This window comes from uncultured Leifsonia sp. (assembly GCF_945957465.1).
Classification (GTDB): Bacteria; Actinomycetota; Actinomycetes; order Actinomycetales; family Microbacteriaceae; genus Leifsonia.
The window spans coordinates 13,372-30,346 of sequence record NZ_CAMFLC010000018.1; the positions used below are offsets into that span (position 1 = coordinate 13,372).

Here is a 16,975-nt window from a genome sequence, read left to right on the forward strand (position 1 = left end):
TTCAGTCGAGGAAGAGCGCGCGGAGGCGCCGGGTCGTCAGGACCAGGCCGAGCGCGATCATGACGGCGAAGTACAGCACGTGCCAGAGCATCCCGGGGTCGACGGCGCCGGTGGTGAGGCCGCGGACCAGCTCGACGCCATGCCAGAGCGGCAGCGCCATGATGATCTTCTGGATCCAGTCCGGATAGACCGTGATCGGATAGAACGTCGCCGAGAGCAGGAACATCGGCAGCAGGATGAAATTGATCCAGTCCATCTGCTGGAAGGTCTTCATGTAGCTCGTCACGCCCATCCCGAAGCTCGCGAAGCCGAATGCGATGAGGAGGACGGCAGGCAGGGCGAGCAGCGCCCACCATGACAGGTTGAGCCCGAGCGCCTGCATCACGATCATGAATCCGGCCGCGTAGAGCGCGCCGCGGAGCAGCGCGAGGAGGATTTCCCCGAGCGCGACGTCGAGCGGCCCGAGGGACGTCGACAGCATCCCCTCGTAGAGCTTGGCGAAGTGCATCTTGAAGAACACGTTCCAGGTCGAGTCGTACACCGCGCCGTTCATCGCGGCCGTGGCGAGCAGGGCCGGCGCGATGAATGCCGCGTACGGCACCTGGTCCCCTCCGGCCGTGGTCACGTCCCCGACGAGCTCGCCGAACCCGATGCCCAGCGACAGCAGGTAGAAGATCGGCTCGAAGAAGCCGGACACGATGACCAGCCAGTTCGTGCTGCGCGTCGCCGACCAGCCGCGCTGCATCACCGAGCGGGCGTTGCCCGCGTAGAGCGCGCGCAACGGGCGCGCCCGCGACACGGCGGCGGTGAGCGGATCGCGCGTGGTGGTCACTTGTTCAGCCTCCTCGCGGCGATGCGCCGCGCCCGCCGCCAGAAGACGACGAACAGCGCGGCCAGGTAGACCACGTGCACGAGTGTGAGCCACAGCGGCTCGGCGTAACCGTACGCGAACACGCGCGCGAGCTCCGTGGAGTGCCAGAGCGGCGAGATCCAGCCGATCCATTGCAGAGCGGGCGGCATCGTCGCCAGTGGGAAGAAGGTGCCGGAGAACAGGGTCATCGGCAGCAGCACGAACCGCATCAGCATGGCGATCTGGCCGGTGTCCTGCTCCAGCGTCGCGACGTACGCCATGACCGGTGCGCCGAAGGCGAGGCCGCCGAGGGTCGCGACCAGGATCGCCAGCCACCCCCACGGGCTCGGCACGGCGCCGAACAGCAGCATGAAGCCGTAGTAGACGATGCTCGTGCCGAGAAGCCGCGCGACCACCGAGATGACGACGCCGTCGATGATCTGCCCGGCGGAGATCGGGGAGGCGCTGATCCCGACGAAGGTCGGGTTCCACTTGAACCCGAGCATCACCGGGTAGGTGAACTCCTCGCAGGCCACGGTGACGCCGGCGGTGCAGAGCAGCGCCGGCGCGACGAACGCCAGGTAGCTCACGCCGTTCACCGCGGTCGGCCCCAGGTTGGCGCTGACCAGGCTCCCGAGGCCGACACCCATCGCGAACAGATAGAGGAACGGGTTGCCGAAACCCGTGACCAGCAGGGTCTGCAGATACGCACGCATCACCCGGAACCGGTGCTCCGCGACGTACCAGGCGCCGAAGCGCCGCGGGCGCCTCGCCCCGGCGAGCGCCGCCTGCGACCCCTCGCCCACAGACGTGGTCGCGCTCATTCGATCAGGCTCCGCCCGGTGAGACGCAGGAACACGTCTTCGAGACTCGACCGGCGCACGAGGCTCGTGAGCGGGTGGAGGCCGCGCTCCGTCAGCCGAGCGAGCTCGGCCTCCCCGTCGTCGCTGTAGACGAGGATGCGGTCGGGCAGCACCTCGACCCGCTCCCCGATCCCGTCGAGCCGCGGAGCGACCTCCGCGTTGCGATCGGACCCGAACCGCACCTCGAGGACCTCGCGCGTCGAGTACTGGCGGATGAGCGAGGCGGGGGTGCCCTCCGCCATGATCGTGCCCTTGTCGACCACGACCAGGCGGTCGCAGAGCTGCTCGGCCTCGTCCATGTAGTGGGTCGTGAGGACCAGGGTCGTGCCCTGCTCCTTGAGCCGGAACAGCCGGTCCCACAGGATGTGCCTGGCCTGCGGGTCGAGCCCGGTCGTCGGCTCGTCGAGCAGCAGGATGCGCGGGTCGTTGATGAGCGCCCGGGCGATCGTCAGCCTCCGCTTCATGCCGCCGGAGAGATCGTCGACCTTGGCCTTCGCCTTGTCCTCCAGCTGGGCGAACGCCAGCAGTTCGTCCGCACGCTCGCGCACGCGTGCCGACGGCAGACCGAAGTAGCGCCCGTACACGATGAGGTTGTCACGCACCCTCAGCTCGGTGTCGAGGTTGTCGGACTGCGGCACCACGCCGAGCTGCGACCGGATCTCCGGACCGTACCGGTCGGGATCGAGCCCGAGGATGCTGAGCGTGCCCGCCGTGCGCGTCGAGACGGCCCCGATCATGCGCATCGTGGTGGACTTGCCTGCGCCGTTGGGGCCGAGCAGGCCGAACGACTCCCCCGCCTCGACCTCGAAGCTGATGCCGTCGACGGCCGGGAAGTCGTTGTACTTCTTGACCAGGTCGGTGGCGGTGATGACAGACATCGGCATAGTCGAGCACTGTATCCCCCTCGTCCGACATCCGATGCCCCCTGACATCCGCGGTTTCAGCAAACCGGAAGTCCACAGGAAGTACGGTCGAAGAAGCATCCCGAACCCTCTTCGAAGGAACCTCATGAGCACCGAGACCAGCGCTCCCCCGCGCCGTCGTTCGCCCTTCGCCCGGCGGGAGGCCGACACCGGGCCGCGCGCCCGGTTCAGCCAGCTCCTCCCGTACCTCCTCGAGCACCGCGCGGTGCTCTCGTTCGTGGTCGTCCTCAGCGTGCTGGGGGCGGCGGCGAGCCTCGCCCAGCCGCTGCTCGTCAGCCAGGTGATCACGCTGGTCGGCAAGGGCGAGCCGCTGAACGGGATCGTCTGGGGGCTCGTCGCCCTCGTGGTCGTCTCCGCACTGATCTCCGGCTACCAGCACTACCTCCTGCAGCGCACCGGCGAGGGCGTCGTGCTCTCGTCGCGCCGCAAACTCGTTGCGCGGCTGCTGCGACTCCCGATCAGCGAGTTCGACACCCGCCGCACCGGCGACCTCGTGTCGCGCGTCGGCTCCGACACCACGCTGCTGCGCGCCGTGCTCACCCAGGGACTCGTGGAGGCCATCGGCGGCGCCCTCACGTTCATCGGCGCGCTCGTCGCGATGCTCGTCATCGACCCCGTGCTGCTGGGGCTCACCGTGCTCGTGGTCGCGGTCTCCATCGTCGTCGTCACGCTGCTCTCCGGCCGCATCCGCGTGGCCAGTCAGAAGGCGCAGACCAAGGTCGGCGACCTGGCCGCCGCGGTGGAGCGGGCGATCAGCTCCGTGCGGACGATCCGCGCGGCCAATGCGACCGACCGCGAGATCGCCGCCGTCGACGACGACGCGACCGGGGCGTGGCGGATGGGCATCCGGGTCGCGAAGATCTCGGCTCTCGTGGTGCCGGTGGCCGGCATCGCGATGCAGGTGTCGTTCCTGGTCGTGCTCGGCGTCGGCGGTTTCCGGGTGGCGAGCGGCGCGATCACCGTCGCCAACCTGGTGGCGTTCATCCTGTTCCTGTTCATGATGATCCTGCCGCTCGGCCAGGCCTTCGGTGCCATCACGGCGGTCAACTCGGCTCTGGGAGCCCTGGGCCGCATCCAGGAGATCCTCGATCTGCCGACCGAGGACCAGCACGACCGCGAGATCGCCCCGCTCGCGTTGACCGTCGGTGCGGCGAACGAGGGCCTCGCACCCGACGCCCCCGCCATCGAGTTCGTGGATGTGAAGTTCGCATATCCGTCGACGCCGTCGCCCGACGGGACGACGGCGCAGGCCGGCACCGCGCCGACGGACACCGAGGCCATCGCCTTCGGCGCGCTCGCCGGCGCGGATGTGGTGGCCGAGGCGGAGGCGGCCGCCGGGATCGGGGACCCCGCGTCCGCGCCCACTCACGGCGGTGTGCTCCACGGCGTCAGCTTCCGCGTCCCGCGCGGCAAGCGGACCGCTCTGGTCGGGCCGTCCGGCGCGGGAAAGTCCACCATCCTGGCGCTGATCGAGCGCTTCTACGACCCGGAGGCCGGCGAGGTGCGGTTCGGTGGAATGGACGTGCGAACCTTGGATCGCGTCGCCCTCCGCTCGAACATCGGCTACGTCGAGCAGGACGCGCCGGTGCTCGCGGGCTCGCTGCGCGACAACCTCCGGCTGGCCACGCCGGACGCGACGGACGAGCAGTGCACCGACGTCCTCCACGCGGTCAACCTCACCGAGGTGCTGGAGCGCAGCGACCTCGGGCTCGATGCCCCGGTCGGCGAGGACGGCATCATGCTCTCCGGCGGCGAGCGCCAGCGGCTCGCGATCGCCCGCGCGCTGCTGGCGGCACCGCCCGTGCTGCTGCTGGACGAGTCCACGTCCAGCCTCGACGGCCGCAACGAACAGCTGATGCGGGAGGCGATCGACGCGGTGGCGGAGGACCGCACCCTGCTGGTGATCGCGCACCGGCTCTCCACGGTCGTCGACAGCGACCAGATCGTCGTGCTCGACCACGGCCGCGTGGTCGGCGTCGGCACCCACTCCGAGCTCGTCGAGTCCACCCCGCTCTACCGCGACCTCGCCAAGCACCAACTCCTCGTCTGAGAGCCGTCAGCACCTCGCGAGTACGCCGATAATCGACGAAAAACCGCCGAGTACGCAGACAGTCTGCGTACTCGGCGGTCGCCCGCGGTCAGGAGTCGGGCGGTCAGGGGGCGGTCAGAGGGCGGTCAGAGGGCGGTCAGGCGCGGAGCTGGTAGCGCAGGGAGGCGAGCTCTGCGCGGAGCGCGGCGGGGACGCGACTGCCGAAACGCTCGAAGTACTCCTCGGTCAGGTCGCACTCGGCGAGCCAGCTGTCCCGGTCGACCTCGAAGAGCTCGTCGACGTCGGCCTCCGGCAGGTCGAGCCCGTCCAAGTCGAGCTGATCGATCCGCGGGAGGCGGCCGATCGGCGTCGGGACGGCGTCGGCCTTCCCCTCCACCCGGCGGGCGATCCACTCGATCACGCGCGAGTTCTCGCCGAAGCCCGGCCAGAGGAACCGGCCGTCGTCGCCCTTGCGGAACCAGTTGACCTGGAACACCGCCGGAGCGTTCTCGCCGAGCTGCTCGCCGATCTCGAGCCAGTGGCCCCAGTAGTCCGCCATGTTGTAGCCGCAGAACGGGAGCATCGCGAACGGGTCGCGGCGCAGTTCGCCGACGGTCCCCTCCGCCGCCGCCGTCTTCTCGGACGACACCGTCGCGCCGATGAAGACGCCGTGCTTCCAGTCGCGCGCCTGGGCGACGAGCGGGACGTTGGTGGCGCGGCGTCCGCCGAACAGGATGGCGTCGATCGGAACGCCGTCGAACGCGTCCCAGTCGTCAGCGATGGACGGGCACTGCGCCGCGGACACGGTGAACCGCGAGTTCGGGTGCGCGGCCGGCCGCCCGCTCGCCGGCGTCCAGTCGTTGCCCTCCCAGTCGATGAGGTGCGCGGGAGGCTCCTCGGTGAGACCCTCCCACCACACGTCGCCGTCGTCGCGCAGCGCCACGTTGGTGAAGATCGTGTTGCCCCAGAGGGTCTCGACCGCGGTCTTGTTGGTGAGCTCGCCGGTGCCCGGCGCGACGCCGAAGAAGCCCGCTTCCGGGTTGATGGCGCGCAGACGGCCGTCGGGACCCTGGCGCAGCCAGGCGATGTCGTCGCCGATGGTCTCGACACTCCATCCCGGGATGGTCGGCCGCAGCATCGCGAGGTTGGTCTTGCCGCACGCCGACGGGAACGCCGCCGCGAAGTGGAAGGCGCGGCCCTCGGGCGAGGTGACCTTGATGAGCAGCATGTGCTCGGCGAGCCAGCCCTCGTCGCGGGCCATCGCGGACGCGATCCGCAGCGCGAAGCACTTCTTGGCCAGGATGGCGTTGCCGCCGTAACCCGAACCGTACGACCACACCTCGCGCGTCTCCGGGAACTGGACGATGTACTTGGTGTCGTTGCAGGGCCAGGCGACGTCGTCGCGCCGGACGCCCGCGTCGTCGATCAGCGGCGCACCGACGCTGTGCACGGTCGGCACCCACGCCGCTCCGGCGTCGATCAGGTCGAGGACGGCGCTGGTCACCCGGGTCATCTTCGCCATGCTCACCGCGACGTACGCGGAGTCGGTCAGTTCGATTCCGACCTGCGAGATCGGGCCGCCCACCGGCCCCATCGAGAACGGGACGACGTACATCGTGCGACCGCGCATGCTGCCGGCGAAGACGTCGCGCAGCTCGGCGCGCATGGCCTCCGGCTCGCGCCAGTTGTTCGTCGGTCCGGCGTCCTCCTCGTCGATCGAGCAGATGAACGTGCGGTCCTCCACCCGGGCGACATCGCGCGGATCGGTGCGGGCGAGGAAGCTGTTGGGGCGCCACTCCGGGTTCAGCCGGATGAGCTTGCCCTCCGCCACGAGCTGCTTGGTGAGGCGGTCTTCCTCACCGGGAGACCCGTCGCACCAGACGATCGACTCGGGCTGCGTGAGGTCGGCGATGCCCGCCACCCAGGCACGGAGGCCGTCGAGTCCTGCGGGACCCGCAGCCTCGCCGGCCGGACGCGGCTCGGGAGCTGGAGCGAGGGAGTCGTACGCCTGTGCGGTCTGCATGGTGTCGGTCTCCGGATCGTCGGTGTGCGGGTGGGCGGTCCGGGGAAGCTCGGCGATGCTCATTCCGGGGTCCTCTCGTTCGGAAAGATCGGGGCGTGAATCCAGCTTCAGGGAGGATTCGCACGACTGGACGCGATTTATGAGGTAAAGAATTGCGATTCTTTCGCTATCGTGAAGGCATGGACTCCCTCGACTCCGTGCCGGTCACCGCCGACGTCACCACCCTCGGTCACCGCATCCGGCACTTCCGCACCCAGCGCGGCCTGACACTCGACGAGCTCGGCAGTGCCGCCGGCGTCGCCGCCAGCCAGCTCTCGCTCATCGAGAACGGCAAGCGCGAGCCGCGTATCTCCCTCCTCGGGTCGCTCGCATCGGCTCTCGGCGTGCAGCTCGCCGATCTGCTCTCCGCCGAGCCGCCGGACGAGCGCGCCGCCCTGGAGATCGAGCTCGCGCGCGCCCAGCGCGGCACCCTGTACGGCTCACTCGGTCTCCCGGCCGTCAAGCCGACGAAGGGCACCCCGACGGAGACGCTGGCGGCGCTGGTCGGACTTCACCGGGAGCTCGCCCGCCGCGCCAACGAAGCGATCGCCACGCCCGAGGAGGCCCGAAGGGCCAACACCGAGCTGCGCGAGCGGATGCGCGGTCAGAACAACTACATCCCCGACATCGAGGTGCTTGCGGAGGAGCGCGTGCGTGCCTCCGGCCACGTCCGCGGCGCGCTCACCCACCGCGAGGTCAGCGTGATGGCCGAGCAGCTCGGGTTCGAGCTCATCTACGTCGACGATCTCCCGCGCTCGACCCGGTCGATCACCGACCTCGAGAACGGGCGCATCTACCTGCCTCCGGCATCCATCCCCGGCGGCCACGGCCTGCGGTCGATGGCGCTGCAGGCGATGGCGCACCGGCTCCTCGGCCACGAACAACCCGCCAGCTACGCGGACTTCCTGCGCCAGCGCCTCGAGATCAACTACTTCGCCGCGTGCTGCCTGATGCCGGAGGAGGCCGCCGTCGCATTCCTCCAGCAGGCGAAGAAGGAGAAGGACCTCGCCGTCGAAGACTTCCGCGACGCCTTCGGCGTGACCCACGAGGCCGCCGCCCTGCGGCTGACCAACCTGGCGACCCGCCACCTCGACATGCCGCTGCACTTCCTGCGCGTCGGCGACGACGGCACACTCTACAAGGGCTACGAGAACGACGGCCTGCCGCTTCCGACCGACGTGACCGGCTCCATCGAAGGCCAGGTGGTGTGCCGCAAGTGGGGAGCCCGCAAGGCCTTCGTGCGCACGAACCGCACGACCGAGTTCTACCAGTACACCGACACCCCCGCCGGGACCTACTGGTGCTCGACGCAGACCGGCACCACCGCCGACGGCGGTTTCTCGATCAGCGTCGGCGTCCCGTTCGATCAGGCCAAATGGTTCCGGGGCCGTGAGACGACGGAGCGGGCGGAGTCGCGCTGTCCCGACGAGTCCTGCTGCAAGCGCGCTCCGGCCGAGCTGACCGGGCACTGGTCGGGCAAAGCCTGGCCGAGCGCGCGGCTGCACGCGCACATCCTCTCTCCGCTTCCGTCGGGCTCGTTCCCCGGCGTCGACGACTCGGACGTGTACACGTTCCTCGAGGCGCACTCCGGCGTCTGAGCGCCGCGACATTCGTCACGAATCACCGCTTTCGTGCCACGAATGTCGACATTCGTGACGAATGTCGACCTACTTGGGCTGCATGCGGATGGCGCCGTCGAGACGGATGGTCTCGCCGTTGAGCATCGGGTTCTCCACGATGGAGCGCACCAGCTGCGCGTACTCGGACGGACGGCCGAGCCGTGACGGATGGGGCACCTGCGCGGCGAGCGAGTCCTGCGCCGCCTGCGGCAACCCCGCCATCATCGGCGTCTCGAAGATGCCCGGCGCGATGGTGACGACACGGATCAGGCTGCGGGCGAACTCCCTCGCCAGCGGCAGGGTCATCGCGGCGACGCCGCCCTTCGAGGCCGAGTAGGCCGGCTGCCCGATCTGCCCATCGAACGCGGCCACCGACGCCGTGTTCACGATGACGCCGCGTTCGCGACCGCCGGGCACGTCCTCCCCCACGGGCTCGGTCTCGACCATCGCCGCAGCCGCGAGGCGTACGACGTTGAACGTGCCGATCAGGTTGACGCGGATGACCCGCTCGAAGCTCTCCAGCGGGAGGACGCCGTCACGGCCGAGCACCTTCTGCGCGGTCGCGATGCCCGCGCAGTTGACGACGATCCGCAGCGGTGCCAGCGCACTCGCCGCCTGGACGGCCTCCTGAACCTGCTCGACATCGGTGACGTCGGCGGCGACGAACCGCGCGTGCGGGCCGAGGGCGACCGCGGCCTTCTCACCCTCCGAGCTGGGGAGGTCGAGGATCACGACGCGAGCGCCGGCCTCGGTCAACGCCCGCGCCGTGGCGTTGCCGAGCCCGCTGGCGCCGCCGGTGACCAGGGCGGAGCAACCGTCGATCTGCATGAGAGTCCTTTCGTCGGAGCGGGGAGGCGGCGTTCAGAGCCGCTCGATGAGGGTGGCGTTGGCGGTGCCTCCGCCTTCGCACATGGTCTGCAGGCCGAACCGGCCGCCGGTCGCTTCCAGTTCGTTCAGGAGGGTGCCGAGCAACCGCGTCCCCGAGGAGCCGAGTGCGTGGCCCAGCGCGATCGCGCCGCCTCGCGGGTTCAGCCGGGAGGCGTCGACGCCGAACTCCCGCTGCCACAGGAGCGGCACGGGCGCGAACGCCTCGTTGACCTCGTACGCCTGGATCTCGTCGAGCCGCACGCCGCTGCGGTCGAGCAGCTTGCGGGTGGCGGGCAGGATCCCGGTGAGCATGTACAGCGGGTCGCTGCCGGCGACGGCGAACGAGTGGAAGCGCGCACGAGGCTTCAGGCCGAGTCGCTTCGCTGCCTCCCCGCTCATGATCAAAGCCGCCGACGCCCCGTCGGTGAGCGGCGAGGAGTTCCCCGGCGTGATCCGCCAGTCGAGCTGCGGGAAGCGCGCGGCCAGCGCGTCGGTGCGGAACGACGGCGCGAGCGAGGCGAGCTTCTCGACCGTCGTCCCCGGGCGGATCGTCTCGTCCGCCTCAACACTCCCGGAGTCGGGAGTCGGCACCGGAACGAGCTCGTGCTCGAACGCGCCGGACGCCGCGGCCTCCGCCGCCCGCCGGTGCGACTCGGCGGCGAAGGCGTCGAGCTCGTCGCGGGCGATGCCCCAGCGCTGGGCGATCAGCTCCGCCGCCACGCCCTGGTTGACGAGGCCGTCCGGATAGCGCGAGTGCAGCAGTTCGCCGCCGAGGGAGGCTGCGCCCAGGTTCGAGCCCATCGGAGCCCGACTCATCGACTCCACCCCGCAGGCGATGATGATGTCGTACGCACCGGCGATCACCCCCTGTGCTGCGAATGCGGCGGCCTGCTGGCTCGACCCGCACTGCCGGTCGACGGTGACACCCGGCACGCTCTCCGGGAACCCCGCGCTGAGCACCGCCGTGCGCGTGATGTTCCCCGCCTGCTCGCCCGACTGCGTGACGCATCCCCCGATGACGTCGTCGAGCAGTGCAGGGTCGAGCCCGTTGCGATGAACGACCTCGGCGAGCACACCGGCCAGGAGATCGGCGGGATGGATGTCGGACAGTTCGCCCCCTGGCTTGCCGCGGCCGGACGGCGTGCGGACGACGTCGACGATGACGGCTTCGGTCGGCATGGTGCAGCTCCTCGGTTCGGACGGTCGACGGCGTCAGACCGTGAACGGGTCGGGGGTCAGGGTGTACTTCGTGCTGAGGTACTCGTGGATGCCCTCCAGGCCTCCCTCACGGCCCAGCCCCGACTGCTTGACGCCGCCGAACGGGGCGGCGGCGTTCGAGACGACGCCGACGTTGAGCCCCATCATCCCCGTCTGCAGGCGCTCGATCATCCGCTGGCCCCGCGCGAGATCCTGCGTGAACACGTAGGAGACCAGGCCGAACTCGGTGTCGTTGGCGATGCGCACGGCCTCGTCCTCGTCGCGGAAGCGGACGATCGACAGCACCGGGCCGAAGATCTCCTGTCGGAGGATCTCGCTGCCCGCGCGCACGTCGGTCACCACGGTCGGCTCGAAGAAGGTGCCGGGCCCGGAGACGCGGGAGCCGCCGGTGAGGACCGACGCGCCCCGCGCGACCGCGTCTTCGAGGAGCTCCGCCGCCTTGTCGACGGCGTCCTCGTTGATCAGGGGCCCGATGGTCACGCCCTCCTCGGTGCCGCGGCCGATCTTCATCGCGTCGACCTTGGCCGTGACCCGGCGGGCGAACTCGTCGGCGACGTCCTCGTGCACGATGAAGCGGTTGGCGGCGGTGCAGGCCTCGCCGATGTTGCGGAACTTCGCGAGCATCGCGCCGTCGACCGCGCGGTCGAGGTCGGCGTCGTCGAACACGACGAACGGCGCGTTGCCGCCGAGCTCCATGGAGGTGCGCAGCACGTTCTCGGACGCCTGCTGCAGCAGTTTCCTCCCCACCTCGGTCGAGCCGGTGAACGAGAGCTTGCGCAGCCTGGGGTCGGCGATGATCGGAGCAGAGACCGCTCCGGAGGTCGAGGTCGTGATCACGTTCAGCACGCCGGCGGGCAGTCCGGCGTCCTCCAGCAGCCGCGCGAAGTACAGGGTCGTCAGCGGCGTCAGCTCGGCCGGCTTCACGACGACCGTGCAGCCCGCGGCCAGTGCCGGCGCGATCTTGCGCGTCGCCATCGCCAGCGGGAAGTTCCACGGCGTGATCAGGAAGCACGGCCCGACCGGGTGCTGCGACACGATCATGCGACCCGTGCCCTCCGGGTTGGTCGCGTAGCGGCCCGCGATGCGCACGGCCTCCTCGGAGAACCAACGGAGGAACTCGCCGCCGTAGGTGACCTCGCCGTCGGCCTCGGCCAGCGGCTTGCCCATCTCCAGCGTCATCAGCAGCGCGAACTCGCCACGGCGCTCCTGCAGCAGGTCGAACGCGCGGCGCAGGATCTCGCCTCGGGCGCGCGGCGCGGTCGCCGCCCAGGAGTCCTGCGCCGCCACGGCGGCATCCAGGGCACGTCCGCCGTCCTCCGCCGACGCGTTCGCGATCTCACGGATGAGGTCCCCGGTCGCGGGGTCGAACACCTTCAGCGTCCCGTTAGCTCCCGGAACCCACTCGCCGCCGATGTAGAGACGGTCGGGCACCCGTTCCAGCAGCCCCGTCTCGGTGAGACCCGTCTGATCCATCCTGATACCTCCTGGCTCGGTCCTGCTCACTCGTTCACTGCCGCCTGCACCAGCGGTACGCTGCGGCTCTCGATCTTGGTCTCCAACGCGATGACGGTCGACGTGCGGCTGATCCCGGGATCAGCGAGGATGCCGTTGATCACGCGCTGAAGGTCGGCGTTGGAGCGGGCGACCACCCGGATCAGCAGATCGCCCGACCCGGTGACCGTGTGCACCTCCAGCACCTCCGGGATGCCGCGCAGGTGCTCGACCACCGAGAGGTCGCTCTGGGTGATCTCGGCGGTCACGAACGCCGTCACCGGGAAGCCCAGCCGGCGACTGTCGATGGTCGGTGCGAAGTCTTTGACCACGCCGGAGCGCTGCAACCGGTCGAGGCGCGCCTGCACCGTGCCGCGCGCGACGCCCAGCCGCCGGGAGGCCTCGAAGACCCCCAGCCGGGGCTCCTCCGTGAGCAGCGCGATCAAGTCGGCGTCCAGTCTGTCGATCATGCGCACTCCTTCGCTCCCCGCACATCGTACGACCCCTGCCGCAGCTCTCCTACACGCTGACCGAAGCTCCCAGGAACGGGAGGGCAGCCTGCTTGAACCCGCGGGCGCTCAGGGTGGTGATGTGATTGCGCCTCGGGAGCACGACGAGCTCGGCCCCGAGCAGCCGGGCCGCTTCGTCGGCGCCCTGTGCCACCGGGTCGACCTCGCCGACCACGACCAGGACCGGGGCGGGCGCGCCGGGCCGCTCGAGCGAGGGCAACGGCAGCGGGTGCCGCGCCATCCCCGCCGCGCATGCGGCCAGGGCTTCGCGGTCCACGCCGGGAGCCTCCCGCAGCGACGAGAGGAGGGGCGCGAGCGGGTTGTCGGCGGGGAGGGCGTCGGCACCGTCGAGGATGGCCCGCTGGACGGCCTCCACCCCCCAGTGGCCGAACTGCTCGACCGTCCCGATGCCGCCGACGACGAGTCGGCGCACGCGCTCGGGCGCGGAACCGGCGAGAGCCAGCGCGACCCAGCTGCCCATCGAATAGCCGATGACGTCCACCCGCTGCAGCCCCTGCTCGTCGAGGACCGCGATCAGATCGGCGGCGAGCTGGTCGGGCGAGTAGAGGGCGGGCTCATGCGGCGACGCGCTCGCGCCGTGGCCACGCAGGTCGGGGACGACCGCGCCGCGTCCGGCCTCGGCGAGCGCGGCCACCCAGCCGGTCGCCTCCCAGGTCAGTGCGCCGGTGGTCGCGAAGCCGTGGACGAGCAGAACCGGGTCGGGTCCGGGATGCCGTTCGACGTGCAGGTGCATGGCTCCATCCTCGTGGATCGCAGCGGGCAGCGGCAGCGTCAGCGTCAACGGCCCGTCGCCAGGCGCGCGCGCATCCGGTCGGCGACCGCGTCCGCGGTGTCGGCGATCTCGGCGAAGTAGTCGTCGTCGACGGTGCCGGTCGCGCGGAGGCGCTGCTCGCAGACCACGAGCGGGTCGCGGGCCGGCCACGCCGACGGGTCGGGCAGCACGGCGTCGATCAGGATCGGCCCGGCCCCCGACCGTGCGTGCTCGAGAGCTTCCAGCGTGGCATCGTGCACGGCGAGCGCGTCGGAGCCGTCGACCAGGAGGACGGGCATCGTCGCTCGCCCTGAGCGACCAGCGCTCGAGAGGAACACCACGGGCAGCGCCGCGGCGCGAGCGGTGCCCACGGCTTCACGCAGCTCGGCCGGGCTGCCGACACCCGCACCGATGGGTGCCAGCGCGCACGCGCCGGTGCGGTCGAGTTTGGCGCCCAGTGCCCAGCCGACCGCGTGCGTGACCGATCCGCCGAACGCGGCGCCGAGAGTTCCGTTGGCCGTGCTCAGGACGGCAGCGGGGTCGGCTCCGAGTGCGATCGCGATCCCCGGCTCATGAGCCGCGGGAAAGGCGCGGTCGCGCGCCGGGTCGAGCGCTGACGCCGCGCCGACGTGGACGGCCTCACGGCCGCGGGAGTCGATGTGTCCGGGGAGGATGCCGCGGCCGCGCAGGACGACCGCTTCGCGGTCCAGCCGGCGCACGGTCGCCATCGTCCGGTAGAGCCGGCGGAGCAGGGCGGCGACGTCGGCGCGCGCTCCGGTGACCGGCTCGAGGATCGTGGGGGTCATATCCGCCACTCTCTCCGACCGTCGCGCGGGCGGCAACGCGCGCGACGCCGGCCGCGCATCCTGTCCAGCGCCCGGCGGCGAACGCCGCGCTCCGCTCTACAGGGTGCGCGGTGCCGCGCCGGACCGACGGTCGCTCAGCCGCGCGGAGCGTTCCGCCAGAGCTTCGACGGCCACCAGATCGACCGGCCGATGTCGTAGGACACCGCCGGGACGAGCAGCGAGCGCACCAGCACGGTGTCCAGCAGCACGCCGAATGCGACGATGAACGCGATCTGCACGAGGAACAGGATGGGGATCACGGCGAGCGCCGCGAACGTCGCTGCCAGGACGACTCCGGCCGAGGTGATGACGCTGCCGGTCATCCCGAGGCCCCGCAGAATGCCCGGCCGTGTCCCGATCCGCAGCGACTCCTCGCGCACCCGCGTCATCAGGAAGATGTTGTAGTCCACTCCCAGGGCCACCAGGAACACGAACCCGAACAGGGGCACGCTCGCATCGGCGCCCGGGAAGCGGAACAGGTGGTCGAACACGAGTGCCGACACCCCCAGCGCCGCAGCGTACGACAGCACCACGCTGGCGATCAGGAGCACGGGCGCGAGGATCGACCGCAGCAGCAGCATCAGGACGACGAGGATCACCAGCAACACGATCGGGATGATCTTCATCAGGTCGCGCTGGGCGGTGTCGTTGGTGTCCAGCGCGATGGCGGTGACCCCGCCGACGAGCACGCCCTGGCCGGCTTCCGGGAGGTCGTGGCGCAGCTCGCGGACGACCTGCTCCGCCGCAGCCGAGTCGGGCTGCGCCTTCAGCGTCGCCTGGATGAGCACCCGGCCGTCCTTGACGACCGGAGGCGTTGCCGCGCCGCCGGCCGACGCCGGGCGGCCTCCGCCCGTGTAGAGGGTCGCAGACGCGATGCCGTCGTTCTTCTGCGCCGCCGCGCGCACCGCCTCGCCGTCGGCCTCCTTCGCGACGATGACGACCGGCGCGCCGGAGCCCGCGTCGAAGTGCTTCGCGAGGATCTTCTGTCCGTCCACCGCATCGGACTGCGTGAGAACGAGGTCGGTCTGCTGGACGCCGTTCGCCTTGAGCTGGGTGAGTCCCAGCGCGCAGGCGGCGAGCAGCACGAACGACACGATCCAGGTGACGCGCGGCCGACGCGCGATCAGCGCTCCGACGCGCCGCCAGACGCCGCGGACGCTCTCCAGCCCCGCGATCCGCTCCGTGTCGCTGTGCTTGTGCTCGTGCGGACGGTCGCCGGCGTACACGGGCCGGAACGGCCAGAACGCCGCGCGGCCGAACACCGCGAGCAGCGTCGGCAGCAGGGTCAGCGCCGAGAGCAGCGAGAACACGATGCCGATCGCCGCGATCGGCCCGAGGCTCTTGTTGGAGTTGAGGTCGGAGAACAGCAGGCACAGCAGGGCGAGGATGACCGTCGCGCCGGACGCGATGATGGGTTCGAACGCGGCCTTCCACGCGGTGAGGATCGCCGTCCAGCGCGACTCCTCCTGCTCCAGCGCTTCCCGGTACCGTGCGACGAGCAGGAGGGAGTAGTCGGTGGCGGCCCCGATCACCAGGATCGAGAGGATGCCCTGGCTCTGCCCGCTCAGCTTGATCCAGCCCCACAGGGCGAACAGGTACACGAAGAGGATCGCCGCGCAGAGGGCGAACACCGAGGTGAGCAGGACCAGGAACGGCAGCAGGAGCGCGCGGTACACCAGCAGCAGGATGACGAACACCGCACCGACCGCGACGAGGAGGAGGATGCCGTCGATGCCGCCGAACGCGTTGACGAGGTCGGCCGTGAGGCCCGCCGGCCCGGTGACCCAGCCCTGGGTTCCCGCGGGCAGGTCGCTCTTCACGACGTCGCGCAGGTCGGCGACGACCGACTTCACATTCTCGGTGTCGGCGACGGGCACGATGAACTGCACGGCGCGGCCGTCCTCCGACGGGATCGGGCCGGCGACGCTCGTGCTCGCACCCGCCTCGGGCGCCTGCACTCCGTCGACAGCGCCGAGCTTCGCGGCGAGCTGGGAGTATCCGGCCAGCTCGCTCTTCGCGATCGTGGAATCGGATTGCACGACGACGATCGCGGGGACGGCCTCGGAGTCGGTGAACCGCTTCTGCCAGTCCTGGACCTCGGTCGACTCCGCGCTGGCGGGCAGGAACGCGGCCTGGTCGTTGCTGGACACCCCGGACAGCTTGCCGAACGTCGGGCCGCCGAGGCCGGCCACTACCAACCAGATCAGGATGAGCGCGATCGGCACCACGATCCGCACCCAGGTCGACGGTCTGCCCGACATCACGCCTCCAATTAGCTAGCCAAGTTAGCAATCAGCATAGTGCGTAATCGATGCAGGCGGCCAGTCGCCTTCTATCCAACCTCCCGGTCGGTCGCGATGAGTTCCGCGCCGGCGTGGGCGAGCTCGGCGAGCGCGTCCGCCGACGAGTCCGGCGCCACACCGGCGACGAGCGATGTGAGTACGCGCACGCGCTGACCGTGCGCGAGCGCGTCGAGCGCCGATGCGCGCACGCAGTAGTCGGTCGCGATGCCCGCGATGTCGACGGTGTCGATCCCGTGCTCGTCGAGGATGTTGTGCACGGTCGACCCGGCCTCGGTCCGCCCCTCGAAGATCGAGTACGCGGGCACGCCCTGGCCCTTGCGGATGTGATAGCCCACCCGTGAGGTGTCGAGCGCCGGGTGATAGTCGGCTCCCGCTGTGCCGGCCACGCAGTGCGCCGGCCAGGTGTTCACGAAGTCGGGATCGGCGTCGCCCGCGAAGTGGCCTCCGTTGTCGTTGTCCGCGTCGTGCCAGTCGCGGCTCGCGAGCACGATCGCGTAGTCGTCCGCATGGGCGCGCAGATGCTCCGTGATGGCCGCCGCCACCGCGGCTCCCCCGGCGACACCGAGGGCTCCCCCTTCGGTGAAGTCGTTCTGCACGTCGATGATGAACAGCGCCTTGCCCATC

Annotated in this window: 14 protein-coding genes; 2 read left to right on the plus strand and 12 right to left on the minus strand. The window is 70.5% G+C overall.

The features are described from left to right. Window position 1 precedes the first annotated feature (1 nt). From Q0Q23_RS09975 to Q0Q23_RS09985, 3 genes are read right to left on the minus strand one after another with little or no spacing between them, the layout of a single operon-like run. Entirely contained in the window at window positions 2-832 is an 831-nt protein-coding gene (locus Q0Q23_RS09975; protein ID WP_295122622.1) for an ABC transporter permease, read from the minus strand. After that, window positions 829-1,674: an ABC transporter permease gene (locus tag Q0Q23_RS09980; protein ID WP_295122626.1), complete on the minus strand. Its 846-nt coding sequence runs from the start codon at window positions 1,672-1,674 to the stop codon at window positions 829-831. Before Q0Q23_RS09980 ends, Q0Q23_RS09975 begins: the two co-directional genes overlap by 4 nt. Beyond that, window positions 1,671-2,597 carry an ABC transporter ATP-binding protein gene (locus Q0Q23_RS09985; RefSeq protein ID WP_295122629.1) on the minus strand — a complete coding sequence of 309 codons (927 nt, stop codon included), beginning with the start codon at window positions 2,595-2,597 and terminating at the stop codon, window positions 1,671-1,673. The genes Q0Q23_RS09980 and Q0Q23_RS09985 overlap by 4 nt, the downstream gene beginning before the upstream one ends. 124 nt (window positions 2,598-2,721) lie before the next feature. Here Q0Q23_RS09985 and Q0Q23_RS09990 point away from each other — a divergent pair, with 124 nt between their 5' ends. After that, complete coding sequence (locus tag Q0Q23_RS09990; protein WP_295122632.1) at window positions 2,722-4,686, plus strand: ABC transporter ATP-binding protein; 1,965 nt, start codon at window positions 2,722-2,724, stop codon at window positions 4,684-4,686. 136 nt (window positions 4,687-4,822) lie between these two features. Here Q0Q23_RS09990 and Q0Q23_RS09995 read toward each other — a convergent pair whose 3' ends face one another. Then, window positions 4,823-6,751, minus strand: a complete 1,929-nt coding sequence (locus Q0Q23_RS09995; RefSeq protein ID WP_295122635.1) for a phosphoenolpyruvate carboxykinase (GTP) — start codon at window positions 6,749-6,751, stop codon at window positions 4,823-4,825. A 116-nt stretch (window positions 6,752-6,867) separates the two neighbouring features. Here Q0Q23_RS09995 and Q0Q23_RS10000 point away from each other — a divergent pair, with 116 nt between their 5' ends. After that, the gene (locus Q0Q23_RS10000) at window positions 6,868-8,325 is read left to right on the plus strand and encodes an XRE family transcriptional regulator (RefSeq protein ID WP_295122638.1); all 1,458 of its coding nucleotides are present in this window, start codon (window positions 6,868-6,870) and stop codon (window positions 8,323-8,325) included. Between the two features lie 69 nt (window positions 8,326-8,394). Here the strand turns inward: Q0Q23_RS10000 and Q0Q23_RS10005 are convergent, their stop codons facing one another. From Q0Q23_RS10005 to Q0Q23_RS10040, 8 genes are all read right to left on the minus strand, one after another. Next, the gene (locus Q0Q23_RS10005; RefSeq protein ID WP_295122641.1) at window positions 8,395-9,174 is read right to left on the minus strand and encodes a 3-hydroxyacyl-CoA dehydrogenase; all 780 of its coding nucleotides are present in this window, start codon (window positions 9,172-9,174) and stop codon (window positions 8,395-8,397) included. A gap of 33 nt (window positions 9,175-9,207) precedes the next feature. Continuing rightward, window positions 9,208-10,392, minus strand: a complete 1,185-nt coding sequence (locus Q0Q23_RS10010) for a thiolase family protein (RefSeq protein ID WP_295122644.1) — start codon at window positions 10,390-10,392, stop codon at window positions 9,208-9,210. A 33-nt stretch (window positions 10,393-10,425) separates the two neighbouring features. Next, window positions 10,426-11,904 (minus strand): NAD-dependent succinate-semialdehyde dehydrogenase, encoded by a 1,479-nt coding sequence (locus tag Q0Q23_RS10015; protein WP_295122647.1) that lies wholly within the window; start codon window positions 11,902-11,904, stop codon window positions 10,426-10,428. Window positions 11,905-11,930: 26 nt separating this feature from the next. Continuing rightward, the gene (locus Q0Q23_RS10020; protein WP_295122651.1) at window positions 11,931-12,392 is read right to left on the minus strand and encodes an Lrp/AsnC family transcriptional regulator; all 462 of its coding nucleotides are present in this window, start codon (window positions 12,390-12,392) and stop codon (window positions 11,931-11,933) included. Window positions 12,393-12,441: 49 nt separating this feature from the next. After that, window positions 12,442-13,185 carry an alpha/beta fold hydrolase gene (locus Q0Q23_RS10025; RefSeq protein ID WP_295122653.1) on the minus strand — a complete coding sequence of 248 codons (744 nt, stop codon included), beginning with the start codon at window positions 13,183-13,185 and terminating at the stop codon, window positions 12,442-12,444. A gap of 44 nt (window positions 13,186-13,229) precedes the next feature. Next, a complete protein-coding gene (locus Q0Q23_RS10030) occupies window positions 13,230-14,009 on the minus strand; it encodes a thiamine pyrophosphate-dependent enzyme (protein ID WP_295122656.1) in 780 nt (259 codons plus the stop codon). 134 nt (window positions 14,010-14,143) lie between these two features. Next, a complete protein-coding gene (locus Q0Q23_RS10035) occupies window positions 14,144-16,309 on the minus strand; it encodes an efflux RND transporter permease subunit (protein ID WP_295122659.1) in 2,166 nt (721 codons plus the stop codon). A 71-nt stretch (window positions 16,310-16,380) separates the two neighbouring features. Further along, window positions 16,381-16,974, minus strand: a complete 594-nt coding sequence (locus Q0Q23_RS10040; RefSeq protein ID WP_295122662.1) for an isochorismatase family protein — start codon at window positions 16,972-16,974, stop codon at window positions 16,381-16,383. Window position 16,975: the final 1 nt, after the last annotated feature.

Excerpts from the sequence above, each read along its gene's own strand:
- Q0Q23_RS09990 (WP_295122632.1), top strand. The coding sequence starts at position 2,722 with ATGAGCACCGAGACCAGCGCTCCCCCGCGCCGTCGTTCGCCCTTCGCC.
- Q0Q23_RS10015 (WP_295122647.1), bottom strand. The coding sequence starts at position 11,904 with ATGGATCAGACGGGTCTCACCGAGACGGGGCTGCTGGAACGGGTGCCC.
- Q0Q23_RS10010 (WP_295122644.1), bottom strand. The coding sequence starts at position 10,392 with ATGCCGACCGAAGCCGTCATCGTCGACGTCGTCCGCACGCCGTCCGGC.
- Q0Q23_RS10040 (WP_295122662.1), bottom strand. The coding sequence starts at position 16,974 with ATGGGCAAGGCGCTGTTCATCATCGACGTGCAGAACGACTTCACCGAA.
- Q0Q23_RS10005 (WP_295122641.1), bottom strand. The coding sequence starts at position 9,174 with ATGCAGATCGACGGTTGCTCCGCCCTGGTCACCGGCGGCGCCAGCGGG.
- Q0Q23_RS10025 (WP_295122653.1), bottom strand. The coding sequence starts at position 13,185 with ATGCACCTGCACGTCGAACGGCATCCCGGACCCGACCCGGTTCTGCTC.
- Q0Q23_RS10030 (WP_295122656.1), bottom strand. The coding sequence starts at position 14,009 with ATGACCCCCACGATCCTCGAGCCGGTCACCGGAGCGCGCGCCGACGTC.
- Q0Q23_RS10000 (WP_295122638.1), top strand. The coding sequence starts at position 6,868 with ATGGACTCCCTCGACTCCGTGCCGGTCACCGCCGACGTCACCACCCTC.
- Q0Q23_RS09995 (WP_295122635.1), bottom strand. The coding sequence starts at position 6,751 with ATGAGCATCGCCGAGCTTCCCCGGACCGCCCACCCGCACACCGACGAT.
- Q0Q23_RS09985 (WP_295122629.1), bottom strand. The coding sequence starts at position 2,597 with ATGCCGATGTCTGTCATCACCGCCACCGACCTGGTCAAGAAGTACAAC.
- Q0Q23_RS10035 (WP_295122659.1), bottom strand. The coding sequence starts at position 16,309 with ATGTCGGGCAGACCGTCGACCTGGGTGCGGATCGTGGTGCCGATCGCG.
- Q0Q23_RS09980 (WP_295122626.1), bottom strand. The coding sequence starts at position 1,674 with ATGAGCGCGACCACGTCTGTGGGCGAGGGGTCGCAGGCGGCGCTCGCC.
- Q0Q23_RS10020 (WP_295122651.1), bottom strand. The coding sequence starts at position 12,392 with ATGATCGACAGACTGGACGCCGACTTGATCGCGCTGCTCACGGAGGAG.